General features: G+C 60.5%; 20 protein-coding genes. 6 read left to right on the top strand and 14 right to left on the bottom strand.

What is annotated here, in order from left to right:
- The first annotated feature begins 121 nt into the window (after positions 1–121).
- Positions 122–1,897, top strand: a complete 1,776-nt coding sequence (locus ACJ8KE_RS06205) for a sigma-54-dependent Fis family transcriptional regulator (protein ID WP_097102058.1) — start codon at positions 122–124, stop codon at positions 1,895–1,897.
- A gap of 55 nt (positions 1,898–1,952) precedes the next feature.
- Here the strand turns inward: ACJ8KE_RS06205 and ACJ8KE_RS06200 are convergent, their stop codons facing one another.
- Positions 1,953–2,870: an ABC transporter substrate-binding protein gene (locus tag ACJ8KE_RS06200; protein WP_442517165.1), complete on the bottom strand. Its 918-nt coding sequence runs from the start codon at positions 2,868–2,870 to the stop codon at positions 1,953–1,955.
- Positions 2,871–3,019: 149 nt separating this feature from the next.
- Here ACJ8KE_RS06200 and ACJ8KE_RS06195 point away from each other — a divergent pair, with 149 nt between their 5' ends.
- A complete protein-coding gene (locus ACJ8KE_RS06195) occupies positions 3,020–4,216 on the top strand; it encodes an MFS transporter (protein ID WP_016927754.1) in 1,197 nt (398 codons plus the stop codon).
- Here ACJ8KE_RS06195 and ACJ8KE_RS06190 read toward each other — a convergent pair.
- Positions 4,213–6,306, bottom strand: coding sequence for a putative bifunctional diguanylate cyclase/phosphodiesterase (locus ACJ8KE_RS06190; RefSeq protein WP_016927753.1), 2,094 nt, complete (start codon positions 6,304–6,306; stop codon positions 4,213–4,215). The genes ACJ8KE_RS06195 and ACJ8KE_RS06190 overlap by 4 nt on opposite strands.
- Positions 6,307–7,213: 907 nt before the next feature.
- Here ACJ8KE_RS06190 and ACJ8KE_RS06185 point away from each other — a divergent pair.
- Complete coding sequence (locus ACJ8KE_RS06185; RefSeq protein WP_442517164.1) at positions 7,214–10,249, top strand: autotransporter domain-containing protein; 3,036 nt, start codon at positions 7,214–7,216, stop codon at positions 10,247–10,249.
- Between the two features lie 139 nt (positions 10,250–10,388).
- On the opposite strand, the gene pqqF is transcribed toward ACJ8KE_RS06185, so the two are convergent.
- The 8 genes from pqqF to ACJ8KE_RS06145 all read right to left on the bottom strand — a co-directional run bounded on the left by pqqF (position 10,389) and on the right by ACJ8KE_RS06145 (position 17,837).
- A complete protein-coding gene (gene pqqF, locus ACJ8KE_RS06180; RefSeq protein WP_442517163.1) occupies positions 10,389–12,704 on the bottom strand; it encodes a pyrroloquinoline quinone biosynthesis protein PqqF in 2,316 nt (771 codons plus the stop codon).
- Between the two features lie 2 nt (positions 12,705–12,706).
- Positions 12,707–13,843, bottom strand: coding sequence for a pyrroloquinoline quinone biosynthesis protein PqqE (pqqE, locus tag ACJ8KE_RS06175; protein WP_028127420.1), 1,137 nt, complete (start codon positions 13,841–13,843; stop codon positions 12,707–12,709).
- On the bottom strand, positions 13,836–14,114 hold the full coding sequence (gene pqqD / locus ACJ8KE_RS06170) for a pyrroloquinoline quinone biosynthesis peptide chaperone PqqD (protein ID WP_016927749.1): 279 nt from the start codon (positions 14,112–14,114) through the stop codon (positions 13,836–13,838). Before pqqD ends, pqqE begins: the two co-directional genes overlap by 8 nt.
- On the bottom strand, positions 14,114–14,869 hold the full coding sequence (gene pqqC, locus ACJ8KE_RS06165) for a pyrroloquinoline-quinone synthase PqqC (RefSeq protein ID WP_015376769.1): 756 nt from the start codon (positions 14,867–14,869) through the stop codon (positions 14,114–14,116). The genes pqqD and pqqC overlap by 1 nt, the downstream gene beginning before the upstream one ends.
- 9 nt (positions 14,870–14,878) lie before the next feature.
- On the bottom strand, positions 14,879–15,790 hold the full coding sequence (gene pqqB, locus ACJ8KE_RS06160; RefSeq protein WP_305178908.1) for a pyrroloquinoline quinone biosynthesis protein PqqB: 912 nt from the start codon (positions 15,788–15,790) through the stop codon (positions 14,879–14,881).
- Between the two features lie 58 nt (positions 15,791–15,848).
- Positions 15,849–15,926: a pyrroloquinoline quinone precursor peptide PqqA gene (gene pqqA / locus ACJ8KE_RS06155; protein ID WP_004937827.1), complete on the bottom strand. Its 78-nt coding sequence runs from the start codon at positions 15,924–15,926 to the stop codon at positions 15,849–15,851.
- Between the two features lie 117 nt (positions 15,927–16,043).
- The gene (locus tag ACJ8KE_RS06150) at positions 16,044–17,093 is read right to left on the bottom strand and encodes a dipeptidase (protein ID WP_442517162.1); all 1,050 of its coding nucleotides are present in this window, start codon (positions 17,091–17,093) and stop codon (positions 16,044–16,046) included.
- A gap of 81 nt (positions 17,094–17,174) precedes the next feature.
- Positions 17,175–17,837, bottom strand: coding sequence for an O-methyltransferase (locus tag ACJ8KE_RS06145; protein WP_442517161.1), 663 nt, complete (start codon positions 17,835–17,837; stop codon positions 17,175–17,177).
- 93 nt (positions 17,838–17,930) lie between these two features.
- Here ACJ8KE_RS06145 and ACJ8KE_RS06140 point away from each other — a divergent pair, with 93 nt between their 5' ends.
- The gene (locus ACJ8KE_RS06140) at positions 17,931–18,572 is read left to right on the top strand and encodes a TetR family transcriptional regulator (protein ID WP_193842777.1); all 642 of its coding nucleotides are present in this window, start codon (positions 17,931–17,933) and stop codon (positions 18,570–18,572) included.
- Positions 18,573–18,592: 20 nt separating this feature from the next.
- Here ACJ8KE_RS06140 and ACJ8KE_RS06135 read toward each other — a convergent pair whose 3' ends face one another.
- Both ACJ8KE_RS06135 and ACJ8KE_RS06130 read right to left on the bottom strand, forming a co-directional pair.
- Positions 18,593–19,513 (bottom strand): LysR family transcriptional regulator, encoded by a 921-nt coding sequence (locus tag ACJ8KE_RS06135; protein ID WP_116403633.1) that lies wholly within the window; start codon positions 19,511–19,513, stop codon positions 18,593–18,595.
- Positions 19,514–19,582: 69 nt separating this feature from the next.
- Positions 19,583–20,389: a helix-turn-helix domain-containing protein gene (locus ACJ8KE_RS06130; RefSeq protein WP_100225605.1), complete on the bottom strand. Its 807-nt coding sequence runs from the start codon at positions 20,387–20,389 to the stop codon at positions 19,583–19,585.
- Between the two features lie 127 nt (positions 20,390–20,516).
- Here ACJ8KE_RS06130 and ACJ8KE_RS06125 point away from each other — a divergent pair, with 127 nt between their 5' ends.
- Entirely contained in the window at positions 20,517–21,305 is a 789-nt protein-coding gene (locus tag ACJ8KE_RS06125; RefSeq protein ID WP_116403632.1) for a cyclase family protein, read from the top strand.
- A gap of 3 nt (positions 21,306–21,308) precedes the next feature.
- On the top strand, positions 21,309–21,836 hold the full coding sequence (locus ACJ8KE_RS06120; protein WP_049299212.1) for a carboxymuconolactone decarboxylase family protein: 528 nt from the start codon (positions 21,309–21,311) through the stop codon (positions 21,834–21,836).
- Positions 21,837–21,912: 76 nt separating this feature from the next.
- Here the strand turns inward: ACJ8KE_RS06120 and ACJ8KE_RS06115 are convergent, their stop codons facing one another.
- Together ACJ8KE_RS06115 and ACJ8KE_RS06110 are read right to left on the bottom strand one after the other, a co-directional pair.
- On the bottom strand, positions 21,913–23,382 hold the full coding sequence (locus tag ACJ8KE_RS06115; RefSeq protein ID WP_028127421.1) for a pyridoxal phosphate-dependent decarboxylase family protein: 1,470 nt from the start codon (positions 23,380–23,382) through the stop codon (positions 21,913–21,915).
- Between the two features lie 18 nt (positions 23,383–23,400).
- Positions 23,401–24,783 carry a diaminobutyrate--2-oxoglutarate transaminase gene (locus ACJ8KE_RS06110; RefSeq protein WP_004937838.1) on the bottom strand — a complete coding sequence of 461 codons (1,383 nt, stop codon included), beginning with the start codon at positions 24,781–24,783 and terminating at the stop codon, positions 23,401–23,403.
- Positions 24,784–25,090 lie beyond the last annotated feature (307 nt).

Genomic DNA, 25,090 nt, shown 5'->3' with positions numbered 1-25,090 from the left:
CAGGGGTAAGGCAATCGAGCGGTGCCGCGGCCGCCGATGATTTTTTGTGTCCCGTGTCGCAACGCCTGGTACACATTTATGATACACATTTGCAACACTCGCGAACGGGGGGGAGAAACGCATGTTGTCTGACGACCGCTTGCCCGCAGAGGGCGCCAGCGTGCTGACCCAGCCGTTGGCGGAATCCTGGCAACGCAGCCAGGGTTATGGTTTGACGCGCACCGATCAACATATCCCGTTTATCAAAGCCGGATTGCTTGAAGAGCTGCGCAGCCGCAACGATTGGGTGCCGCAGCGGGTACAGCCGTTGATCGAGCAGCTGGGTGCGCAAATTACGCGCCAGCCCGCCATTGTGGTGATCGCCGACGCCGGCGGGCTGGTGCTGGAAACCCGCGGCAATACCGACTTTCTGCATAAGGCGTCGCGCTTTGCGCTGGCGCCGGGTAACCAGTGGGGAGAAGCGGAGCGGGGCACCAACGCCATCGGCACCGCGCTGGCGCTGGGCGCATTCTGCGAAGTGCGCGGCGGCCAGCATTTTCTCAACCAAAATGCCGGATTGAACTGCACCGCCGCACCGATCTATCGGCCGGATGGCCGCATTGCCGGCATACTGGATCTCTCCGCCCCCGCGCAGCGCCCGTACCGCGATGCACAGCGTCTGATCATGCAGGCGGTGCGGCATATCGAACACCGCTGGGTCAGAAGCGCGATCGCCGACCGCCACTGGACGCTGCGTCTGCACGCCGATGCGCGCTGCCTGGGCAGCGCGCAAGAGCTGCTGCTGGTGTTTCACGACGAAGTGCTGATCGCCGCCAATCGACTGGCGATGATGGAGTTCCGGCTTTCGTCGGCCTCATTCGGCTCCGTTGAGTTCACCCAACTGTTTCCCGACCTGTTGCGACAGCCTTCCGGCGCACCGCGCCAGACGCTGGCCGGCAATCAACAGCACTATTATTCGTTGCTTGAGGCGCCGCAGCGACGCGTCAGCGCTCTGCGTTCTGCGCCGCCGGCGGAACGGCACGACGAGCAGCATCAGAAAGCGCTGCGTATTCTCAACGCCGGCCTTTCGCTGTGCGTGACCGGCGAAACCGGCTGCGGTAAAGAGCATTTCAGCCGCCGCCTGTTTCAAGAGAGCCGCTGGCGCAACGGCAACTTTGTGGCGATCAACTGCGCGGCGCTGCCTGAGCCGCTGATCGAATCCGAACTGTTTGGTTATGCGCCGGGGGCGTTTACCGGCGCCAATCCGAAAGGCTACATCGGCAAGATCCGCGAGGCGGACGGCGGCGTGCTGTTTCTCGATGAAATCGGCGACATGCCGGCGGGCCTGCAAACGCGCCTGCTGCGGGTGTTACAGGAAAAAACGGTCACGCCCCTCGGCAGCCGCAGCGCTTATCCGGTCGAATTCGCGCTGGTCTGCGCCACGCACCACGATCTGCATCGGCAGGTAGAGGCGGGGGCGTTTCGCGAGGATTTGCTGTACCGCATACAGGAATACAGCCTGCGCATCCCGCCGCTCAGAGAGCGGGCGCAGCTGGAAGCCTTCATTTTGCAGCTATGGCGAGAGCTGGGCGGCGAGCGGCGCGACATTCGTCTGTTGCCGGAGGCGCTGGCGATGCTGGCGCGCTATCCGTGGCCCGGCAACGTGCGGCAACTGTTGAGCACGCTCAAGGTGCTGCTGGCGCTGGCGGACGATCATGCGGTGCTTACCCTGGACGATCTTCCTCAGTCCATCGCGGTGCTGGCGCCGCGTCAAGAGAACGCCGATACCGATCAGGGGGCGCTGCAGGCGGCGATCGACAGGGCGGGCGGCAATCTCAGCCGGGCGGCGAAGGCGCTCGGCGTTTCACGCAGCACGCTGTACCGCAAGCTGGGAAGGCAGAAAACGGCGGCGGAATGAGGCGGCATGATTGCTCATCAATAACCGGCCCCTCGATGCGGGGCCGGTTCATGCTCTAGTCCCCCAGCCCCGGCGGGTTAATCTCGGAATGGGTAATCTTCTCGTCGCTCTCCGCCCAGCGATCCAGCACCTGCAGATAGCTGCCGTTGGCGATGGCGCTGTTGAGCGAAGCCTGCACCGCGTCCACCAGGCCGTTGCCTTTTTTCAGCGTGACGGCGATGTTGGCGGTCTTCGGCCAGCCGCCGGGCACGATGCCCACCAGCCGGGTTTTGCCGGTCAGCCGCGCCTGATAGGCGCCGGAAACGTTGGGCCCGAAGGTGGCGTCGGCGCGGCCGGACTGAATGGCCAGCGTGGAGGCGGCCTTGTCGGTGACGTACACCGGTTGCAGCGGCGCTAATCCCTTGGCGCGGTTCTCTTTGTCCCAGGCCAGCAGCACCGCTTCCTGATTGGTGCCGGAATCGACGATGATCTTTTTACCGGCGATATCCGGCGCGGTTTTGATCTGGGTGATTTTACTGTCGGATTTGACGTAGAAACCCAGCGTATCCTGCCGATAGGTGGCGAAATCGAATTTGGTCTTGCGTTCGTTGGTCACGGTGATGTTGTAAACCGCGGCATCATATTTGCCGGAGGCCACCCCCAGCGGCCAGTCTTCCCACGAGGTGGGCACCAGCTTGAGTTTCAACCCCAAACCGTCGGCCACCAGGCGCGCGATGTCCGCCTCACTGCCAATCACCGTTTTATTGTCGCGGGCGTACAGGCCGAACGGCGGGCCGCTGCCCAGCAGAGAAATGGCGACCGTCAGCGTGCCGGGTTCCACGAACCGGAAGCCGGCGGGGATTTTGGCCACGGCTTCGGCGTTTTTCACCGTGTGGATAGGCGTTTCGTTGGCGACGAGATCCACGCCTGGTGCGGCGGCGGCGGAAAAACTCAGCAGCGCCGCAATCACTATCATCTTTTTGCTATATATCATTATGTTAATTACCTTCATTATTATGGGTGTCACACGGTCGTTGCACTATCTCTAAAGGCGGCAGATCTGTGAACGAACAAAATCAACTAACCAATCTTGGAAAAATCATGAGGCGCCTCTGGCGGCGCTGAATCGATCGAGGATGAACCATGTCGTCGCGTTTCGCTACGTTGGGCCGCATACCGCGCGGCGTGTGGGTATTGGGTGGCGTGAGCCTGCTGATGGACGTTTCCTCGGAGATGATCCATAGCCTGTTGCCGCTGTTTATGGCGACGACGCTCGGTGCCAGCGTGATCGTCATCGGGTTGATCGAAGGGTTGGCGGAGGCGACGGCGTTGATCGTCAAGGTGTTCTCCGGCGTGCTCAGCGATTATCTCGGCAAACGCAAAGGGTTGGCGCTGCTGGGTTACGGGCTGGGCGCCATCAGCAAACCGTTTTTCGCCATCGCGTCGTCGTCTGGCATGGTGATGAGCGCGCGCCTGCTGGATCGCGTGGGCAAAGGCATCCGCGGAGCGCCGCGCGATGCCCTGGTGGCCGACGTGACGCCGCCGGAGATCCGCGGCGCGGCTTTCGGGCTGCGCCAGTCGCTGGATACCGTCGGCGCCTTTTTAGGACCGCTGCTGGCCGTCGGCCTGATGCTGCTGTGGCACAACGATTTTCGCGCCATCTTCTGGGTGGCGGCGATCCCGGCGGCGCTGGCGATTGCGCTGCTGTTTTTCGGCCTGAAAGAGCCGGCCGCCGCGATAACCCACAAGCGCACCAACCCGATTACCCGCGCCAACCTGCGGCTGTTGGGGCGCAGCTATTGGTGGGTGGTGAGCATCGGCGCGATCTTTACGCTGGCGCGTTTCAGTGAAGCGTTCCTGGTCTTGAAGGCGCAGCAGGGCGGCACGCCGCTGGCGTTGATCCCGCTGGTGATGGTCGCCATGAATCTGGTCTACGCCTGTTCGGCCTATCCGTTCGGCAAATTGTCCGACCGCATGAGTCATGAAGGATTGCTGAAAGCCGGGCTGCTGGTGCTGATCGCCGCCGATCTGGTATTGGCGCTGAGCGATCATTGGGCGGGCGTGCTGTTTGGCGTGGCGCTGTGGGGCGTGCACATGGGCATGACGCAGGGGCTGTTGGCGGCAATGGTGGCGCACACCGCGCCGGCGCATCTGCGCGGCACCGCGTTCGGCATGTTCAATCTGATCAGCGGCGTGGCATTGCTGCTGGCGAGTCTCGGGGCCGGAACCCTGTGGGAGCTGTTCGGTTCCGCGTCCACCTTTTACGCCGGGGCGGTCATTTGCGTGGTGACGCTGGTCGGCATGAAACTGGCGCCGTTCGGCGAACGGCAGGGCGCTTAGCGGCCCTCGACAGATTGCGGCATCGCCTGCAGCAGCTCGGGCACCTGCTGGGAGTCGACCGCCCGGCTGAACAGAAAACCCTGGCCGATATGGAAACCGGCTTCGCACAGCGTTTGGCGCTGCTGCTCGGTTTCCACGCCTTCGGCGATGATATCGATCGACAGCTTTTGACCGAGAATGCCGATGCTTTCCACGATCGCCAGGATCGCCGGTTCGGTGTTCATGCGTTGAATAAAGTCGCAGTCCAGCTTAATGCAGTCCAGCGGGTAGTCCATGATATGGCTGAACGAGGAGTGGCCGGTGCCGAAGTCGTCCAGCGCGATGCGGATACCCATCTCTTTGAGCATTTGCAGCGCGCGCAGTACGTATTTCGAACCGTGCTTGTTGAACGCGTGTTCGGTCACTTCCAGTTCGATCAGGTGATGGGGAATGCGGAACTTCAGCAGGCGTTGCAGGAAGGTTTCGGCGTAGTTGTCGCGTAAAAACTCGATCGGCGACACATTCAGCGAGATAGGCCGCACCGCCACGCCGGCCGCGCGCCAGCGGGCGATATCGGCGAAGACTTTCAGCTGCATGGCTTCGCTGATCTTGGTTGCCAATTCGTAGTCGTTGAACGCCTCGCTTACCGTCGCCGGCAGCTGTACGCCGTTTTGCGGGCAGTGCCAGCGCAGCAGCGCTTCAAAGCCGACGATGCTGCCGTCGATCAGGCAGACCTTCGGTTGGTAGCTGGGGCGGATGCAGTTGTCGCGCACGATCTGGCGTGCGTAGTTGAGCTGGCTGGCGCGGGCGCGGGCTTTGTCCATCATCTTGCGATCGAACATGTAGACGCCGCCGCGGCCGCCGTCTTTCAGTTCATACAGCGCGGTATCGGCGCATTTCATCAGCTCCGAAGCGTCGCGAGCGTCTTTGGGATAGATGGCGCCGCCGATGCTCATGCCGCAATGCAGCGTCTTGCCGCCGTGGGTGATCGGTGTCTCCAACTGCAGCAGAAACTTGTTGGCGATGCGGAAAATATCCTGCTCGTTTTCGACGTCGCTGATCACCACGGCGAACTCGTCGCCGCCGAGGCGGGAGACGAACGAATGCGCATTCATGCAGGCGCTGAGCCTTTTACCCAAGACCCGCAGCAGATGGTCGCCCGCCGCGTGACCCAGCGTGTCGTTCACCAGCTTGAAGTGGTCAAGATCCAGCAGCATCAGCCCAAGCGACTTTTTGCCGTGCAGGGCGCGCTTCATCTCTTGCTTCAGCTTTTTCTTGAATAAGCGTCGGTTGGGCAGGCCGGTCAATTCGTCATATTCGCTGGCGAGCAACAGACGCTGTTCCATCACGCGTTGCGACGTCACGTCGCGCGAGACGCACAAAATCTCGGCCACGGCGCCGTGTTCGTCGCTGACCGGTGTGAGAATGTTGTCCCAGTGCTGTTTTTTACCCTGCGGCGTCACGCTCAATCCCGCGAAGCGCGCATTTTTTCCGGCTCTGACGCTGCGCAGCGCCTTGCTGCCGCGGCGACGGATCTCGGGGGACAGGAGCCCCAGCCAGGGCATGCCAAACTCTTTTTGCGCCGGATCAAGACCGAGCGCCAGGCTGCCGGAGCGATTCATGTGGCGCAGCGTGCCGTCGTGATTAATGACTTTGATGCAGTCGACGCTGGCGTCCAGCATGTCTTGCTGGATAGAGAGCGCTTGAACGTTTTGCTGGCGTTGCAACATTTGCGGATGGATGTCGGTGGCGGTGAGATACCAGCTGGGCTCCTGCGCCATGCCGTCCTGACGGGCGTTAAACGCCAGCATGAACCACCGGTAGGCGCCGCTGCGCTCGCGCAGACGAGCTTCGCCGGCGAACGAGGAGAGGGCAACGATCGCCTGGCGCCATTGCGCGGCCAGGCGATCGCGATCGTCGGTGTGCAGGGCATCGAGCCAGTCTGCGGCGCCGTGTTCACCGGCGATGGCGCCAGTATAGTCGCGCCACTGCTTATTGAAGTAACCGCCAAGGCGGTTGCCGAAGCAAATCAGACCCGGCAAGTCGTCTACGATTTCGCTATAGAGATCAATCGGATTTTTGTTATTGCTCTGCTTGGGCAACAGGGTCATGCGGTATTTCCTCGGAAAATTACCCATATTCGTGCTCTATAGCAGAGCCTCTTTCAATATAGTCTTGCCAATGAAATTAGGAATAGCCAGCGGACGCGGCTAAAAACCGGCCTGGTAGCATGAAATAGATTACGCAAGAACGCATTAGGAATACTCCTGTTATTTATAAGCCTCTCTTATATTGCATCGAAAAATAAGTGCTCCGACCACGGTGGGCTATTGCCATAAAAATTAATCAATCTGATGTTTCTATTTGATGAAATATTCAGGTGTTTTCATGCTCTTCCATCGCCTGCACTGTCGCCGCTATGCATATTCACTGATAAAAATCTCACTTATGGCGGCAATAGCCGTCATTTCATGCACTCTTCAGCGGTTATCGCAGCACCGTCGCTCGGCGCTTAGAGAAAAGTCATGATACAAATCAAGAAATGTTTTGTTTCATCTGTTGACACTTTGCTTACGTATAAGATAGCCTCGCGAATGAAAATCATTAGCAAAACTGGATGATGAAGCAAAATGCACCCACAGTCTGATCCTTACGCCCGGTCCCGATGGTCGGGTCATTCCGGCGCAACGGCGCCGGCAAACGTACATTCGCCTCCTCTCCAGACGTCTGCGCCATAGGCGCCCGGCGCGATGGCATCCCTTTGTCTGTCCGCGCCCATTTGCATCTCTCAGCATGTCTGTTCGTGCGGCTCGCGCCGGGTCCGCATGTGTTATCCGTCGTTTCACGATCATAGGAGGTTTCAGCGCGGTTAAAACGTAAGTTTTCTTCTGGGTATAAATAAACATGGAGCGTAAAATGATACTTAATAAAAGATTGAAGTTAGCGTATTGCGTTTTTCTGGGTTGTTATGGCTTATCCATTCATTCTTCTCTTGCCGCTTATCAGGACCCCGGTCGATTGGGCGCGCCTGACAGTTGGAAAACCGCGGAGTTTAATCGCCAATGGGGGCTTGAGGCTATTTCCGCCGAATTCGCCTATGCCAGAGGCTATACCGGAAAAGGTATAACTATCGGCGTTATCGATAACGCCATTCTTTCCCATTCTGAATTCTCCGGTAAACTGACGCGCCTGGATAACGGCAGCTATAATTTCTCGTATGATAAACAAGATAATATGTCTTTCGGCGATCACGGCACGCATGTAGCCGGTATCGCTGCGGCTAAAAGAGATGGCGCAGGCATGCACGGCGTCGCTTTCGACGCGGATATTATCGGCACCAAATTGAATGATTACGGTAATCGCAACGGCCGTGAAGAGCTGATTCAGAGCGCGGCTCGCGTCATCAATAACAGCTGGGGGATCGCGCCGGATATCCGGCGAGACGCCAAAGGCGATATCATCTGGTTGCCGAACGGCAGGCCGGACTACGTGGCATTCGTAAAAAGCGACGTGATCGCCGAGATGATGCGTAGCAAATCCAGCGTGGAATGGGGCAGCGAACAACCGGTGCCCACCGGCGGGCACAGCGCCATGTCGACGCTGCTGCGGGCGGCCAGGCACGGCAAGCTGATCGTCTTCTCGGCGGGCAATTACAACAATTACAATATTCCGGAAGCGCAAAAGTCACTGCCTTACGCTTTCCCGGACGTACTGAATAATTACCTGATTGTGACCAACCTGAGTGACGAAAATCAGTTAAGCGTTTCCTCGACCAGCTGCGGGCAAACGGCCAGCTATTGTGTTTCCGCGCCGGGTTCTGATATTTACAGCACCGTCGGCCGGCTGGAGTCAAATACCGGCGGCGCCGTGAATCGCGAAGCTTATAATAAGGGCGAGCTGTCGCTTAATCCTGGTTACGGCAACAAATCCGGCACCTCAATGGCGGCGCCGCATGTGACCGGCGTCGCCGCCGTATTGATGCAGCGCTTCCCATATATGAGCGCCGATCAAATATCTGCAGTCATTAAAACCACCGCCACCGATTTAGGCGTTGCCGGCATTGATAATTTATTCGGCTGGGGGCGCGTCAATTTACGCGATGCGATCAACGGCCCGAAAATGTTTATTACCAAAGAGGATATCCCGCAGGAATATTATGTGCCGGGTTCCTACAGTGAGAAACAGTTTGTGGTGAATATCCCCGGCCTGGGAAATATCGTCGAACCCGGCACGCCGGTTGAGCGGCGCTGCACGTCGAGCGAATGCGATTTCGATTCGTGGAGTAACGACATCAGCGGGCACGGCGGCTTGACCAAAACGGGCGCCGGTACGCTGGCGCTGTTGGGTAATAACACCTATCGCGGTGATACCTGGGTGAAACAGGGCGTGTTGGCGATCGACGGTTCGGTGGCATCCAACGTTTATATCGAAAATAGCGGCACATTGTCCGGCGAGGGCACCGTAGGCGCCTTCAGAGCGGCTCGGAGCGGCAGCGTCGCGCCGGGCAACGGCATCGGCACGCTGCATGTGTTGCACGATGCCATTTTTGATCGCGGTTCGCAGTATAACGTGGAAGTGGCGGACAATGGCCGCAGCGATAAGATCGCCGCGCGGCGCGCTTTCCTCAACGGCGGCAGTGTGAATGTCAGCCTGGAACGCAGCCAAAACCTGCTGTCGCAGAATGAGGCGCAGAGTCTGCTGGGCAACAAGTACACCATCCTGACCACGACGGACGGCGTTACCGGTAGATTCGAAAACGCCAACCCATCGTATCCGTTTGTTAAAGTCGCGCTGGATTATCAGGGCAATGACGTCGGCCTTGGCATCACGCGCACCGACGCCAGCTTTGACAGCCTGGCCAGCACTGAGAACGAGAAAGCGGTAGCTCGTGCGGTGGAGACGCTCAACGCGACGGAACCGGTCACGGAAACGGCCAAACGCAGCGTGGCGATCCCGGCGGCCGAAGAGGCCAACCTGCTGCAAAGCGATGGGGGCGAGGCGCAAGCCGTGAACGAAGAGGCGAGCATCGTGGCGGGCCATCCGGTCTATGAAAGCTTCCTCGGCTTCACCTCGGCCAGAGAATTGCAACAGGCGACCCGTCAACTGTCCGGCCAGATCCACGCTGATATGGCTTCCGCCCAGATCAACGAAAGCCGTTACCTGCGCGATACCGCCACCGAGCGCTTGCGCCAGGCGGAAGGCCGCCGCACCGCTACCGACATTAAAGCGGATGACAACGGCGCCTGGGCGAAACTGCTGGGTAGCTGGGGGCATGCTTCCGGCAACGACAACGCCACCGGTTACCAGACCTCCACCTATGGCGTGCTGTTAGGTCTGGACAGCGAACTGTTTGACGACGGCCGGCTTGGCATGTTGACCGGGTATACCCGCACTTCGCTGGATGGCGGTTATCAGTCAGATGCTCACAGCGACAACTATCATCTGGGGCTGTACGGCGACAAACGCTTCGGCGCGTTGGCGCTGCGAGCGGGCGGCACCTATACCTGGCATCGCATCGACACCTCGCGCTCGGTGAACTACGGCGCGCAGTCGGATCGCGAGAAGGCCAAGTATAACGCGCGCACCGGTCAGCTGTTCATCGAAAGCGGCTACGATTGGACGAGCGATGCGGTCAACCTTGAGCCGTTCGCCAACCTGGCGTATACCCATTACCGTAACGAGGAGATCAACGAACAAGGCGGGGCAGCGGCACTGCGCGGCGACAAACAAAGTCAGTCCGCCACCGCCTCGACGTTGGGTCTGCGCGCCGACACCGAGTGGCAAACCGACAGCGTGGCGATCGCGCTGCGCGGCGAGCTGGGTTGGCAGCATCAGTACGGCAAGCTGGAGCGTAAAACGCAGCTGATGTTCAAACGCACTGATGCGGCGTTCGACGTGAACAGCGTGCCTGTTTCTCGCGATGGCGCGATTCTGAAAGCGGGCGTCGATGTATCGATTAACAAAAACGCCGTCCTGTCCCTTGGCTACGGCGGGCAGCTGTCGTCCAACCACCAGGACAACAGCGTCAACGCCGGTCTGACCTGGCGCTTCTGATCGCGGTTGCATGCTTCGCTTTATTCAGCCCTCATCGAGACGATGGGGGCTTTTTTTTCGCGGCCAGCCGGCCTTCTGCGGCATGAGCGATACTTTCTCCGCGACCGATTCCCCCGGCCGGTGTTCGCCGCCGGGTTAATCAATCAGAGGAAAACAAACGCTGCTGCCAATAGCGCAATTGCGTCAGCGTGATCGGCGCAGCGGCGGCAATGGCCGCGCGATTTTCCAACGCAATCTCCCGCGCACGTTGCAACGGCTCGGCGCTGAGGCCTTGCAAGTTTTGTTGCAGCGCCTGTTGCGTTTGCTCCAGCTCTCCAACGCTAACGTGCGTCAGCTCATGATGCATCTGCAGCAAGAATTCATCGTTTAACTGCCGCAGCTGTTCTGCGGTGAACGTCGGGGATTGCAGCGCGAACAGCAGGCCTTCGGCATGGGTGCAGCGGTGGAAGGCACATTGCACCACGTAGCCCACGTTGCGTTCCACGCGCAGCCGCTGAAAATAGCGCGGCGCGTAAAGCCGGGCCAGCACGCGCAGCGCCCAGCGGCCTTCGGCTTCATCGTTTTGCAGCGGGTAAAACTGCAGCAAGGCGTGTTCGGCGCCGCTTTCCGTCAGCGTGACAGGGGGATGTAAACGCGGCAGCGTTTGCGGCTCAGCCGTTATGGCGTAGGGGAAGTCATACAGCAAATGTGACAGTCGCCGTTTTAACTCGCCATCGCCGCCGACCAGGGTGGCATGCCAGTGTGGCGCCGTTGTCGTAGAGACGTTCAGCGCCGCCGGCAATTGGGCCAACAGGCGGCGAATGGCGATATCGTTTTGTTGTTTTAACTGCGCGTGGCGCAGGTTTCTCGCCGCCTCGTTGATGACGGCCGGCGGCTGCGCCGCCAGAGCCCGGTTCACGACGTTCAGGCCGTGGCAGATCAGCCCGTGGCTGCCCGCCAGCTGCAGCAGCCACACGCCCTGGTGGCGTTCGACGCTTAAATGTCCCTCCCGATGCGCCAGCTCCGCCGCGCCAGGGCGCAGCGCCGCCTGCAAGCCACAGGCCTGTTCTTCTCTGAGCGCACCATGCGACGCTGGGCGCAGCAACAGCACCGGCTGCGCCTCGCCGGAACGCAGATGCCGCAGCGGCGCCTGGCCGGCCGGCAAGGGCGGGATCGGCAGCGCCGCCGAGGCTGAGAAAAAGCGGAAAGGTTCCGCTGTAGGCGCCAGCGCGGCGCCGGCGAAGGGGCGCAGGGTCAGCGGCAGCCCTTGGATTTCGCGCGTTTCACCGCCCCCCTCGGGCTGCACGGCCAGGCGGCGGCGCGGCGCCGCCATCAGCATAGCGAGTTGCCGCGTCCAGTCGTCATGCTGTTCCGTCGGCGGCAGCCCAAACGCTCTGGCCCGCAGCTGATCGAGCGGCGCCAGACGGTGAAAATCGCGGTTCGCCAGTTGCCCGAAATGCTCGAGCTGGCCTGGTGTCAGCGCGTTCAACGCCTGCAGCCATGCCAGCAAGGCGCTTTCGATATGGGCGGCCTCAGACGCCGAGCCGTGATTGACGGTGAAAATAAAACTCAACAGGGCGCTGTTTTCGCCGCAGCGGGCATAATCCAGCCGAACGGCGTCGCCCCACGCGTGCGCGCGCAGCCGTGCCAGCAGCCCGCCAGGGGCGTCGTCCAGCAATACACGCTCAAGCCGTCGCAGCCAGCCGCGTGAACGGCAGTGCGGCAGGGCAAACACCAGCCGCAGCTGCGGCGCGCCGGGAAGAGACAGCGTGTAATCTTGCCCGGCGGCCAGCGGCGGCAATGTCTCGGGCGGCGCGGCGCTGCCCGACGGCAAGCCGCCACCGTAGCGCTGTGCCAGCGCATGCAGTTGCTCAAGCGATTGCGGGCCTTGCAGCCACAGCGTCATGTTCGGTGCGCGGTAATAATGGTGGTGAAACTGCCGCAACGCCTGCTGCAACGCGGAAATATCGCTGCCGAAAGCGGCGCGGCTGCCGATATGAAAGCGATGCAGCGCGTCAAATCCGCTGAACATCTGCCGCTGCGCGGCTTCGCAGCGGGTTTCAACATCGGCGCGCAGCAGGCGGTATTCGGCGTCGATGACCTCGATCTCCTGGGCGATCGCCTCAGTCGCCAGCTGCGGAGCGGCGAGCATATCGCTCAGCCGCGCCAACCCATCCGCCAGATGGGCGGCGCCCACCTCAAAGAAAAACGCGGTTTGCGTGGCCTGGGTGGTGGCGTTTAAACGGCCACCGGCCGCCTGCGTCCAGCCCATCAGCCCATCTTGCGCGCTGAAGTTCGCGCTGCCGCGAAACAGCATATGCTCCAGCAGATGCGCCAGGCCGGGCCAGGCGGCAGGCGCCTGAAAGCTGCCCGCCTCGATGCGCACCAGCGCGGCGGCGGCGTCGGCGGCAGGGTCGCTTATCGCTTTGACGGCCAAACCGTTATCGAGCTGCCACGAAGCGGCGGCGGGTGCCATCGTCAACCCTTGAAGATCAGACGGGAGTTGGTCTGATTGCGAAATCGCAGCTGATCGATACCGATCTGCGAACGGTTCGCCGCTTCCCGCGCCGCCAGGATGGTGCCGTGATGCGGCGATTTGCCGCACACCGGGTCAGCGTTGTCGGCGTTGCCGGTCAGCATGAACGCCTGGCAGCGGCAGCCGCCGTAGTCTTGCTCTTTCTCCGAACAGGAACGGCAGGGCTCCGGCATCCAGTCATAGCCGCGATAGCGGTTAAAGCCGAAGGAGTGGTACCAGATATGCTGCAGATCGTGCTCCAGCACCGACGGAAACTTAATCGGTAACTGACGGGCGCTGTGGCAGGGTAACGCCATGCCTTCCGGCGTCACGCTCATGAAGATGGCGCCCCAACCGCCCATGCAGCCTTTAGGCCGCTCCTCGTAGTAATCCGGCGTGACGAACAGCAGGTTAGCCAGTTTGCCGTCGGCGGCCATGCGTTCGCGGTAGCGTTTCACCACGGCTTCTGCCTCGGCGATCTGTTCGCGGGTCGGCAGCAGGCCTTCACGGTTCAGGTGCGCCCAGCCGTAGAACTGGCAGGTCGCCAGCTCGACGTCGTCGGCATCCAGCTGGATCGCCAGTTCGATGATGCGGTCGATCTGGCCGATATTATGGCGATGCAACACGAAGTTGAGCACCATCGGATAGCCGAGCGCCTTGACCGCCTTGGCCATCGCCAGCTTCTGCTGAAATGCCTTGGCGGAGCCCGCCAGCGCGGCGTTCAGCGTTTCGTCGCTGGCCTGAAAACTGATCTGAATATGATCCAGCCCGGCGTCGGCGAAGGTCTGCAGCTTTTTCTCGGTCAGGCCGATGCCGGAGGTGATCAGGTTGGTGTAAAACCCGAGATCGCGGGCGGCGGCGATCAGCTCGGGCAGGTCTTTACGCACCAGCGGCTCGCCGCCGGAGAGGCCGAGCTGCACGCTGCCCATCGCCCGCGCCTGGCGGAACACCTCTATCCACTGCGCGGTAGTCAGCTCTTTTTCCTGCGCGGCGAAATCGAGCGGGTTGGAGCAGTACGGACACTGCAGCGGGCAACGGTAGGTCAGCTCCGCCAGCAGCCAGAGCGGCGGATTCACCGCCGGCGCACGTGGTTCAGTCACGGAAGGTCACCCATTTTTGTTCGTAGGCGCGCTGGAAAAATTCCAGCACGTCGTCCGCCAACCCTTCGGCGCCGGGGAAGCGGGCGTTCAACTGGGCGATGATGCCGTTCAGCGTAGTGTGGCCGTCGACCAGTTGCAAAATGGCGGCGGCGCTGTCGTTCAGCTTGGCCATGCCTTCCGGATAGAGGATCACATGGCTGTTTTGCACCTGCTCCCATTGCAGGCGGTAACCGCGGCGGAAGACGGGAGTGTGTTCAGGGTTCAGCGTCATTACACCAGCCTCTGGTTGTGCCATACCCGCGCGGCGGTCACGCTGTGGTAAGGCGGGCGGTTCAGGGTGTAGGCCATGCTCATGGCGTCCAGCATGCTCCACAGAATGTCCAGTTTGAACTGCAGGATCTCCAGCATGCGCTGCTGCTTTTCAACGGTATCGCAATAGTCCAGCGCCAGCGCCAGGCCGTGTTCCACGTCGCGGTTGGCCTGGCCGAGGCGGCTGCGGAAATAGTCGTAGCCGGCGGCGTCGATCCACGGGTAGTGTTGCGGCCAGCTGTCGAGACGCGACTGGTGGATCTGCGGCGCGAACAGTTCGGTCAGCGAGCTGCAGGCTGCTTCCTGCCAGCAGGCGCGGCGCGCGAAGTTGACGTAGGCGTCCACCGCGAAGCGCACGCCCGGCAGCACCAACTGCTCGGATAGCAGGGCGTCGCGCTGCAGCCCGACGGCCTCGCCGAGGCGCAGCCAGGCCTCGATGCCGCCTTCGCTGCCGCCGTAGCCGTCGTGATCCAGAATGCGCTGCACCCACTTGCGACGGGTGTCAGGCTGCGGGCAGTTGGCCATGATCGCCGCATCCTTGATCGGAATGCTGGTCTGGTAGTAGAACCGGTTGGCCACCCAGCCCTGGATCTGCTCACGCGTCGCTTCGCCGTTGTGCATCGCGATGTGATACGGGTGGTGGATGTGGTAATAAGCGCCTTTGGCGCGCAGCGCCGCTTCAAATGCCTGCGGCGTCAGGGGACGTGGTTGCGTCATGGCGATTCCCTACAGTTCGATATTCATGCCGTCCCAGCTCACTTCGATGCCGGCGGCGGTCAGGCTCTGCCGTTCCGCGGAGTCTTCATTGAGGATCGGGTTGGTATTGTTGATGTGGATCAGGATCTTGCGTTTGGCGGGCAAGGTGCTGAGCAGGGCCGCCAGCCCGTGCTCTTCCGCCAGCGCCAGGTGCCCCATGTCTTTGCCGGTATTGCGTCCCACGCCGGCGTTGGCCAGCTCGTTGTCGTGCCACAGCGTGCCGTCGATCAACAGGCAGTCCGCGCGGCGCAGCCACGGCATCAGCGCCTCGTCCGGCTCACCCAGGCCCGGTGCATACAGCAGCCCGATCCCGCGAGCGGTATCTTCGATAAACAGCGCCACGTTGTGGCCCGGCAACGGGCGATCGCGGTACGGCGAATAGGGCGGCGCGTTGCTGAGCAGCGGAATGGCGGTGAAGCGCACGTTTGGGCAGACCGCCGTGCGGAACGGTTCGCCGGGCGTCACCGGGTGGTGAATCAACCCGCCGTTCCAATGGGAGAGCATGGGAAACACCGGGAAGCCGGTGCTGAGATCGTCATGCACTTCAGGGGTGCACCAGACGTGGTGTGGGCAGCCCTCACGCAAATTGAGCAAGCCCGCGCTGTGATCGATCTGGCTGTCGGTCAGCACGATCGCGCCGATGCCGGTGCCGCGCAGCACGTCGGGATTGTTCAATTCGGGCGAAGCCAGCAGCTGATGGCAAATATCCGGTGAAACGTTGCACAGCACCCAGTTTTTACCGTCGTCGCTGACGGCGATGGAAGACTGCGTGCGACGCGTGGCGTTGATGCTGTGCTCGCGAACGCCCCGGCAGTTGTCGCAGTTGCAATTCCACTGGGGAAAGCCGCCGCCCGCCGCCGAGCCGAGAACTTTTATCTGCATGTATGAACCAGAAAAAGAGGGAAAGAAATGCCCGCGCGAAAGGCGGGCAGACAGGCGATTAACGGTTGGAAATGTACAGCGTCACTTCCAGCCCCAGACGCAGGTCAACAAACTCAGGTTTAGTCCAGGTAGTCATAGCGGTGCTCCTTTACATGCATCGTGATAGTTCGAGCCCAATGAGAAATTTTCGCATTAGGCCGGCCCAATGTTGGCGAAATGTGACGAAGATCGCAACCTTTAAAGCGTAACCGGGTTATTCACCCCAGGTGGCGGCGAGCACGTTCAGCCAGTTGCGCCAGGTCAGCTTCTCCAGCAGCCGGTTATCGAACCCGGCCTGCGCCAGCGCTTGCGTCAGGCGCGGTAGGCCTGCGGCGTCCTCCAACGGTTGCGGTACGTTGACTCCGTCAAAATCAGAGCCAAATCCCACGCGATCTTCACCAAGTTTAGCGATCAAATACTCAACGTGTTTAACAATTTCTGTTAAGCCGGTCGTTGCACTGTCACGTTTACCGTCCGCCCGCAGGAAGGCGGTGCCGAAATTGACGCCGACCATCCCGCCGCTCTGGGCGATGGCGTCCAGCTGTGCGTCGGTGAGGTTGCGCGGCTGCGGGGAGAGGGCGTGGGCGTTGGAGTGGGTGGCGACCAGCGGCGCACGGCTCAGCGCGGCGGTTTGCCAGAAGGCTTTCTCGTTCATGTGCGAGACGTCGATCATGATGCGTCGGTGATTGCAGGCGCGGATCAGCGCCTCGCCGGCCGGCGTCAGGCCGGGGCCGGTATCGGGTGAGCCGGGGAACGGCCCGCTGACGCCGGTGCCGAAGGCGTTAGGCAGATTCCAGAATGGCCCGATGCTGCGCACGCCCAGCCGGTAGAAGGCCTCCAACTGCGTCAGCTCCGCATCGATCATGCCGGCGCCTTCGATATGCAGCACCGCGGCGATTTGCCGGTTGAGGCGGCACTGCTCTATCTCGGCGGCGGTGCGGCAGATGCGCAGCCGCCCCTGAGAAGCCTGCTCCAGCTGCTGCAGGATGGCGATTTGCCGTTCGGCGATCGCCAGCGGATCGAAGGCGGCCTGCGCCTCGTCCTGCGTTTGATTACGCATCTGGGCGATATAGCCGACCGGAGGAATAAATACCGCGAACAGCCCGCCGCAGAATCCGCCGCGCTGCATGCGGGAGAAATCGAGGTGGCCCGGCGTGACGCGGGAATAAAAGGCGGCGACCGGATCGTCGTCATGCTGCAGCCACAGATTGAGCAGCAGGTCGTTATGGCCGTCGAAGACCGGCCAGAGAGGGGGAAGCGTCATGGGCGTTTCACTGCGTCAGGCATCGTGAACGCTATGTTCTCCCATCGAGCGAGGGGGAACAACCCTCGCTCGATGGGGATTTTAAAGCCGAATTGTCAATTCGACGTCATCCGCGAACGGCGTGGAGAGATAGCCCGTCGCCGGATCGCGCACCCGCGCCAGGTAATCCGGGCTGTCATCGGCGTTGTCCGCGACGATCAGCGCACCGGGCCGCAGACGGCTCTCAAGCAGGTCGAGAATATCGGGATAAAGTCCCTTGGCGCCGTCGAGCAGCAGCAGATCGACCGTGGCCGGCAGATCGCCGCGCAGCGTTTCCAGGGCGTCGCCGACGCGGATCTCCACCAGGTCGATGACGCCGCCTTCGGTCAGGTTGTCGCGCGCCCGCGCCGCTTTGCTCGGTTCAAACTCGCAGGTAATCAATCGGCCGCCGCCGTTATCGCGCAGTGCGGCGGCCAGGTGCAGGGTCGAAATACCGAACGACGTGCCGAATTCGACGATGTTTTGCGCCCGGCAACCCCGCGCCAACATGTAGAGCAAGGCCCCGGTCGCCGGCGACACGGCCAGCGGGAAATCCTTCAGGCGGTGGTAGAGTTCGCGGTACTCGGTTTTGCTCTGCATCAGCCGGCTTTGCTCTGCGTCCTGCACGTCGCGGAACAGGGCGGCAAGCGCCGGCGACCGGCGGGATGCCTGTTGGAACAGGCGGTTTAGCAGCGGCGCTAAGGGGGCAGTGGTCAGGGTACTCATGGCAAATTTCCTGTCGTAAATGGAGCGCGTTAGCGCATGCCGTTATAATATGACGAACTATTCGCATTCCTCTATTCGCATTGGCCGCCCGCTATGACTGAACGCCGCAGTAAGCAAATTTCCTCGAGAAAACAACCGCAACAGGCGCGCTCCGCCGAACTGGTGTCCGCTATTCTGACCGCCGCTATTCAGGTTTTGGCGCAGGAGGGGGCGGCGCGTTTCACCACCGCCAGGGTGGCCGAGCGTGCCGGCGTCAGCGTCGGGTCGCTTTATCAGTATTTCCCCAATAAGGCGGCGATCCTGTTTCGTTTGCAGAGCGACGAATGGCGGCAGACCACGGATATGCTGAGCCGTATTTTGGCCGACCGCGAGAAAACGCCGTTCGCGCGCTTGCGGTTGTTGGTGCAGGCGTTTATCCGTTCGGAATGTGAAGAGGCGCAGATGCGCGTAGCGTTGAATGATGCGGCGCCGCTTTACCGCGATGCGCCGGAGGCACAGGCGGTAAAGGCAGCCGGCAAGGATATCGTGCAGGTTTTCATGTGCGAAGCGTTGCCTGATGTTCCGCAGGTCACTCGCCGGTTGGCGGGCGATCTGATCGTCGGCACGTTGGGGGCGGCGGGCAAGCAATTCTCCGAAACGCCGCGAACTGATTCCGAGATCGCGGCTTATGCCGATGCGATGGCGGACATGTTCTGCGCTTATCTGGCCGATTTAAACGGGCATCAGAGACCGTAAACGCTTTTTAGGTGACATTGTCACTCACCGGGGGGTTGCGCCTGCCGACGACAAACCGACAGCACCAACTGCCGCAGCCAGCGGTGATCCGCCTCGGCGTCCAGGCGCGGATGCCACATCTGCGAGACGGTGATGGGCGGCGTTTTTACCGGCAGTTCGAAGACGCGCAGCGGGCCATCGGCAGGTTGAGCCTGCAGGAAAGAGGCGGGAAGCAACGCCAACAGATTCGAGGCCTGCGCCACCGCCAGCGCGGCGGGAAAGCTCGGCACCACGGCGGCGATATGGCGTGCCAGCCCCAGCTCCGCCAGCGCGGCGTCTACCGGCCCGAGGATGCGCCCGCTGCGCGAGGCCACCACGTGGCCGCAGGCGGCGTAGTCGGCGACGCCAATCTCCGGCTGTTGCGCCAGCGGGTGTGCGGTTCTCATCACGCCAACGAAGCGATCGCGGAACAGCGCCTGCAGGCGGATTTCCGGGCCCATGTCACCCAACACGCCGATCTCCAGATCGACCAGACCTTCACGCAGGGGGCGGTCGCTTTTCTCCGGCTTGGGCGCAAAGCGCAACCGCACCCGCGGCGCCTGTTCGGCGGCGGCGGCGATCAGCGCCGGGCCGAAGGCCTCGACGAAGCCGTCATTGGCGCGCAGCGTGAAGGTACGATCCAGCGCGGCGGGATCCAATGCTCCCTGCGCCGGACGCAACACAGCGCGGGCTTCGAACGTCGCGTGCCGCGCCCGCTCGCGCAGCGTTTCGGCATAGGGCGTCAGCACCATATGACGGCCGGCGCGCACCAGCAGGGGATCGCCGGTGGCCGCGCGCAGTCGGCTGAGGGTACGGCTCATCGCCGAGGGGCTTAAACCGAGACGGCGCGCCGCGCCGGCAACGCTGCCCGCCGTCAGCAGCGCGTCGAGCGCGATCAGCAGGTTGAAATCAGGGTCTGTCATGCGTGCGCATCCTGTCGTGCTGAATAGGGGGGAAGGCGTTCGATGCAGTTTGTGCGTACGAATGCTGCATCAGTCGCCATGCATTATGCCTGAGCCTGTTTTCGGGGTGCCATGACTTACCGCTAAAAAACCGGAGGGGGACTGGCCCGTTTGCCGTCTGAACATGGCGATAAACGCGGAAGGATCGTGATACCCCAGGGTAGAGGCGACATATTTGACGGCTCTCCCTTCCTGCAACAGCGTCATCGCCATGAGGGTTTTGCTTCTCAGTTTCCATTCATTGAAAGAGATGCCGGTGGCGGCGAGAAATCGCCGCGAGAGCGTACGCTCGCTCAAGCCCAGCATGCCCGACCATTGCGTCAGCGTGTTGAAATCGTGCGGCGCGGCGCTCATCTTTTCGGTCATGATCTTGATCACGTCGTCGCTGCCGAGCGGCAGGTAGCTGTCAAAACGCTCCGACAGCGCCAGCTGCTCAAGCAATGCGGTAACCAACGTCTGGTCCTGAGGCGTGTGCGGATAGCCAATGCGCCTTTCTGAAAAATCGGCCAGCACCGCTTTGACGATCTTATTCAGCCGCAGGGTTTGCGGTTTGCTCGGTAAGGATTGGCATAGCGGGGGGCTGACATGAAGAATGACATAGTCAATTGCACTCTTTGCTACGGATTCATGTTCGGTATTAACGGGGAGCCAAATGGCATATTCCGGAGTGGATAAATAAATATTGTCCTCAATATTTATTTCCGCCAACCCTTTCATGGAATACATCAGTTTGCCCCATGGCAACGCCTGTAAAGGGAATTGCGTTCCTGCCGGCCAGGATTTATTTCTGAACCAAATCGATATTGGGATTTCCCCGGTCAATTCTGACGGTTTCATGACGCCTTCCTGTCCGTTCATGGCTGCGTCTTCCTATTATAACAATAAGTTGTCTGATAATCGGCATTTCTATTCTATGGGGAAAGCTTACTCTGGGCAGGTCATTCCCCTGGATAAAGGTAACAATATGTACGGTAAAATCATTGATCTTTCGGTGCCGCTGATGAGCGGGATCGCTTCCGATCCGGAGCGGTTTCTGCCGGAAATCGAGTATGTTGACAACAAGCGCGGAGCGTTGCAGCTGGCGGAATCATTTCCCGGCCTGGATCCCCTGGCGCTGCCGCGTCAGGAGGGCTGGGCGGTGGAATTTGTCCGCATGAGCACCCATGCGGGGACGCATATGGACGCCCCTTATCACTACCATTCGCATATGGACGACGGTTCGGCGTCAAAAACCATTGATGAAATACCGCTGGAATGGTGTATCGGCCCTGGCGTCAAATTGGATTTTCGCCATTTTCCAGATGGTTATGTGGTCACTGCGCGTGATATTGAGCGTGAATTAGCGAGGATTGATCATCCGCTCGCCCTCGGCGATATTGTTCTGGTCAATACGGCGGCCGGTGGGCGGTACGGCAGTGAAGATTTTATTCATCGCGGTTGCGGCATGGGCCGTGAGGCGACGCTGTATCTTACTGAACGCGGCGTCAGAGTGGTTGGCACCGATGCCTGGAGCTGGGATGCGCCATTCAGCCATACGCGCACCAAATTTGAACAAAGCGGCGATATTTCGCTTATTTGGGAAGGACACTATGCCGGCAGTAAATATCCTTATTGCCAGATTGAAAAACTGTGCAATCTTGAATTGCTGCCCCCCTGCGGATTCAACGTGATCAGTCTGCCGGTCAAAGTTTATAAGGCATCCGCCGGCTGGGCTCGGCCGGTTGCAATTATCGATGAACGCGCGGGGGAATAAACGATGGCCAGAATAAAACTGCCGGCAGTGAGTGAATTAACGGCTGAGCAACAGCAACAATATGCCCGTTTTCCCGCCAATCTTACGCTGGGTCTGTTGAAAACCAGCCGTTCGGCGCAGGGATATCTGTCGCTGGGCGCCTCTTTTCCGGCCGGGCGACTGTGTGATAAAGATCGGGAAATGATCATATTAAGGGTTGGCGCGTTAAGCCACAGCGCTTATGAGCGTATGCAACACTATCCGTTGGCGATCCTTGCGGGGTGGCGCGATGACGACATCGAGAAAATAGAGCAGGGTGTTGGCATCGACGCCAGAGGAGCGGCCATCTTGCATTTTGTCGATGAATGCGTGCAGCAGGTGAAGGTTTCTGCCGACACGTTTAACGCGGTCAGGCGCTATTATGATGAGGTTCAACTGGCTGAACTGGCATTAATGATTGGGCACTACATGATGACGGCGCGCTTTTTGGAAACGCTGGAAATCGATCTGGACCTACAAGCGACATCCTGGGAAAACATGTCAACGGATTGAGTACGCGCACGACGTGAGCGCGATAAAAAAGCCGATAGCCTGGGGCTATCGGCTTTTAATGCGCAGTGGCGGAGGGTTACGCCGGCAACTGCTGGGCGGTTTTCTCGACCAACGCCAGCAACAGCTTGATGTCTTCCAGCGTCACGATCGGGTTCAGCAGCGTCATCTTCAGGCAGGTTACGCCATCGAACTCGGTTACGCCGACGTTGGCGCGGCCCGATTCCAGCAAGGCGTCACCGATACGCTGGTTGAACAGCGCGACGGCCGCGTCGCCATTCGCCGCCAGCTGCGCCGGACGGTAGCGGAACAGCACGCTGGCCAGCTGCGGCTGCATCACCAGTTCCAGCGATTCCTGATCGGCGATGTAACGCGCCACCTGTTGCGCCAGCGTGACGCCATGATCGATGATCTCGGCGTATTGCTTCTGCCCCAGCGCTTCCAGCCCCATCCACAGCTTCAACGCATCGAAGCGGCGGGTGGTCTGCAGCGATTTGGACACCAGGTTCGGCACGCCTTGCGCTTCGTCGAACTCGGAGTTCAGGTAGGCCGCCTGATAGCGCATCAGCTCGTAGTGGCGCGCGTCTTTCAGCAGGAAGGCGCCGCAGCTGATGGTCTGGAAGAACTGCTTATGGAAGTCCAGGGTGATGGAGTCCACCAGCTCCAGGCCGTCCAGGTAGTCGCGGTACTGCTCGGAAAGCAGCAGCGCGCCGCCCCAGGCCGCATCCACGTGCACCCAAATCTGCTGCTCCGCCGCCAGCCGTGCGATGTCGCGCAGCGGGTCAATGGCACCGGCGTCGGTGGTGCCGGCGGTGGCGACGATCGCCATCACCTGCTCGCCGTTGGCCTTGGCCTGCGCCAGTTTTTCCGCCAGATCGTTCACGTCCATGCGGGCGAAGCGATCGGTTTTCACCAGGGTGACGGACTGGTAGCCGAGGCCCATCAGCGCCATGTTCTTCTGCACCGAGAAGTGGGCGTTTTCAGAACAGAACACTTTCAGCTTGCGCAGATCGCCCACCAGACCGTCCTGCTGCACGGAGTGGCCCTGACGCGCGAAGAATGCATCGCGCGCCAGCATCAGCCCCATCAGGTTGCTCTGGGTGCCGCCGCTGGTGAACACCCCGGCGTCGCCGGGCTGGTAACCGACCTGGGCGCGCAGCCACTCAATCAATTTCATTTCGATCAGCGTGGCCGACGGGCTCTGATCCCAGGAGTCCATGCTTTGGTTGGTGGCGTTGATCAGCACTTCGGCGGCCTGGCTAATCACCAGGCTCGGGCAGTGCAGGTGCGCCACGCATTGCGGATGGTGCACCGACAGACTGTCTTTCAAAAAATACTCGATGGCGCGCTCGATCGCCGCCTGGTTGCCCAGGCCTTGCGGGGTAAAGTCGAGCTTGATGCGCTCGCGCAGTTCGGCAACGCTTTTGCCCTGATACATCTCGGGCTGTTGCAGCCACTGCACGACGGCTTCACTGCTCTGCGCAATCGCCTGGCGGTAAGCCTCGGCGCTGTGCGCCGAGGAAGCCAGAATCGGGTTTAACTTGGACATCGCGGTCATTCGCTCCAATCAGACTGGCTTGACGCCGGCGGCCAGCAGCGCCTGCTCAAATTTATCCAGGAAAATACCCAGCTCATCATTGGTGATCAGCAGGGAAGGCAGCAGGCGCAGCACGCAGCCGTTGCGCCCGCCGCGCTCCAGGATCAGACCGGATTCGAAGCATTTCTTCTGCAGCAGCGCGGACAGCTCGCCATCGGCCGGGTAGCAGCCCATGTGATCCTGCGCTTCGTTCGGCTTGACGATCTCGATGCCGATCATCAGGCCCAGACCGCGGACGTGACCGATCACCGGATAACGTTTCTGCAGCTCGGCCAGTTTGCCTTTCAGCCACTCGCCCTGAGCGGCCACTTTGTCGGCGACCTTATGCTCTTTCAGGTACTGCAGGGTGGTCAGGCCGGTGGCCATCGCCAGCTGGTTGCCGCGGAAGGTGCCGGTGTGGTGGCCCGGTTCCCAGGCGTCGAACTCTTTTTTGATGCCCAGCACCGCGAGCGGCAAGCCGCCGCCGACCGCTTTCGACATCACGATGATGTCTGGCTCGATGCCCGCGTGTTCGAAGGCGAACAGCTTGCCCGTACGGGCGAAACCGGCCTGAACTTCGTCGATGATCAGCAGAATGCCGTGTTCCTGGGTCACTTTGCGGATGCGCTGCAGCCACTCGGCCGGCGCCGGGTTAACCCCGCCTTCGCCCTGAACGGCTTCAAGGATCACCGCAGCCGGTTTACGCACGCCGCTTTCCACGTCGTTGATCAGGTTGTCGAAGTAGTAGGTCAGCGCCTTGACGCCGGCTTCGCCGCCGATGCCCAGCGGGCAGCGGTATTCATGCGGATAAGGCATGAACTGCACTTCCGGCATCATGCCGTTGATCGCCGCCTTCGGCGACAGGTTGCCGGTGACCGACAGCGCGCCGTGGGTCATGCCGTGATAACCGCCGGAGAAACTGATCACGCCGGAACGGCCGGTGTGCTTTTTCGCCAGCTTCAGCGCGGCTTCCACCGCATCGGCGCCGGACGGACCGCAGAACTGCAGGCAATACTCTTTGCCTTCGCCAGGCAACAGAGAGAGCAGGTAATCGGAGAAACGATCTTTCAACGGGGTCGTGAGATCGAGAGTATGTAACGGCAAGCCGCTGGTAATGACATTTTGGATGCTTTGCAGGACGTCGGGGTGATTATGTCCAAGAGCCAACGTTCCCGCCCCGGCCAGGCAATCAAGATATTGATTATTCTCAACATCAGTGATCCAAACGCCCTGGGCTTTCGCAATTGCCAACGGCAGTTTGCGCGGATAACTCCTAACATTCGACTCAAATTCGGCTTGACGCGCCAAATAGGTTTCATTGTTTCCGTTTAATGAGTTTGCAACTAAAGTATCAATACGGACTTTATCCGTCATCATATCTCTCCTACAACCGAAGGTCTCAACACGCAACGATTGAATTAATGAATTAGAAAAGTAACTGCCTTGTGAAAAGCGCGACCAATATATGGCTTTTTCGCCTGGGACTCAATAGCCGATTTTGTTTTGAATTGTTTAGTTTTTTCTTAGGCTCATCAATATGTTGTTGATTTGTTGACCGTTGGTTTTGCCAGCAGAAAACAACATTTCCTTAACATTGCGTAAAAATCCCTTTCTGCTTTCCTTTGTCCGCCTCTTTAATGCATTTATTATTAAGGTGAATTTCCGATTAATAACATAAATA

The organism is Serratia sp. CY56464 (genome assembly GCF_052168435.1).
GTDB classification, from domain to species: Bacteria; Pseudomonadota; Gammaproteobacteria; order Enterobacterales; family Enterobacteriaceae; genus Serratia; species Serratia marcescens.
The sequence above is the reverse complement of the archived record's forward strand: the minus strand, read 5'-3'. Positions and strand labels throughout refer to the sequence as shown.

What these genes read in the sequence shown, in the direction of transcription:
- ACJ8KE_RS06205 (WP_097102058.1), top strand. Translation starts at nt 122, where the DNA reads ATGTTGTCTGACGACCGCTTGCCCGCAGAGGGCGCCAGCGTGCTGACC.
- ACJ8KE_RS06200 (WP_442517165.1), bottom strand. Translation starts at nt 2,870, where the DNA reads ATGATATATAGCAAAAAGATGATAGTGATTGCGGCGCTGCTGAGTTTT.
- ACJ8KE_RS06195 (WP_016927754.1), top strand. Translation starts at nt 3,020, where the DNA reads ATGTCGTCGCGTTTCGCTACGTTGGGCCGCATACCGCGCGGCGTGTGG.
- ACJ8KE_RS06190 (WP_016927753.1), bottom strand. Translation starts at nt 6,306, where the DNA reads ATGACCCTGTTGCCCAAGCAGAGCAATAACAAAAATCCGATTGATCTC.
- pqqF (WP_442517163.1), bottom strand. Translation starts at nt 12,704, where the DNA reads ATGGCACCCGCCGCCGCTTCGTGGCAGCTCGATAACGGTTTGGCCGTC.
- pqqD (WP_016927749.1), bottom strand. Translation starts at nt 14,114, where the DNA reads ATGACGCTGAACCCTGAACACACTCCCGTCTTCCGCCGCGGTTACCGC.
- pqqC (WP_015376769.1), bottom strand. Translation starts at nt 14,869, where the DNA reads ATGACGCAACCACGTCCCCTGACGCCGCAGGCATTTGAAGCGGCGCTG.
- pqqB (WP_305178908.1), bottom strand. Translation starts at nt 15,790, where the DNA reads ATGCAGATAAAAGTTCTCGGCTCGGCGGCGGGCGGCGGCTTTCCCCAG.
- pqqA (WP_004937827.1), bottom strand. Translation starts at nt 15,926, where the DNA reads ATGACTACCTGGACTAAACCTGAGTTTGTTGACCTGCGTCTGGGGCTG.
- ACJ8KE_RS06150 (WP_442517162.1), bottom strand. Translation starts at nt 17,093, where the DNA reads ATGACGCTTCCCCCTCTCTGGCCGGTCTTCGACGGCCATAACGACCTG.
- ACJ8KE_RS06145 (WP_442517161.1), bottom strand. Translation starts at nt 17,837, where the DNA reads ATGAGTACCCTGACCACTGCCCCCTTAGCGCCGCTGCTAAACCGCCTG.
- ACJ8KE_RS06140 (WP_193842777.1), top strand. Translation starts at nt 17,931, where the DNA reads ATGACTGAACGCCGCAGTAAGCAAATTTCCTCGAGAAAACAACCGCAA.
- ACJ8KE_RS06135 (WP_116403633.1), bottom strand. Translation starts at nt 19,513, where the DNA reads ATGACAGACCCTGATTTCAACCTGCTGATCGCGCTCGACGCGCTGCTG.
- ACJ8KE_RS06130 (WP_100225605.1), bottom strand. Translation starts at nt 20,389, where the DNA reads ATGAAACCGTCAGAATTGACCGGGGAAATCCCAATATCGATTTGGTTC.
- ACJ8KE_RS06125 (WP_116403632.1), top strand. Translation starts at nt 20,517, where the DNA reads ATGTACGGTAAAATCATTGATCTTTCGGTGCCGCTGATGAGCGGGATC.
- ACJ8KE_RS06120 (WP_049299212.1), top strand. Translation starts at nt 21,309, where the DNA reads ATGGCCAGAATAAAACTGCCGGCAGTGAGTGAATTAACGGCTGAGCAA.
- ACJ8KE_RS06115 (WP_028127421.1), bottom strand. Translation starts at nt 23,382, where the DNA reads ATGTCCAAGTTAAACCCGATTCTGGCTTCCTCGGCGCACAGCGCCGAG.
- ACJ8KE_RS06110 (WP_004937838.1), bottom strand. Translation starts at nt 24,783, where the DNA reads ATGACGGATAAAGTCCGTATTGATACTTTAGTTGCAAACTCATTAAAC.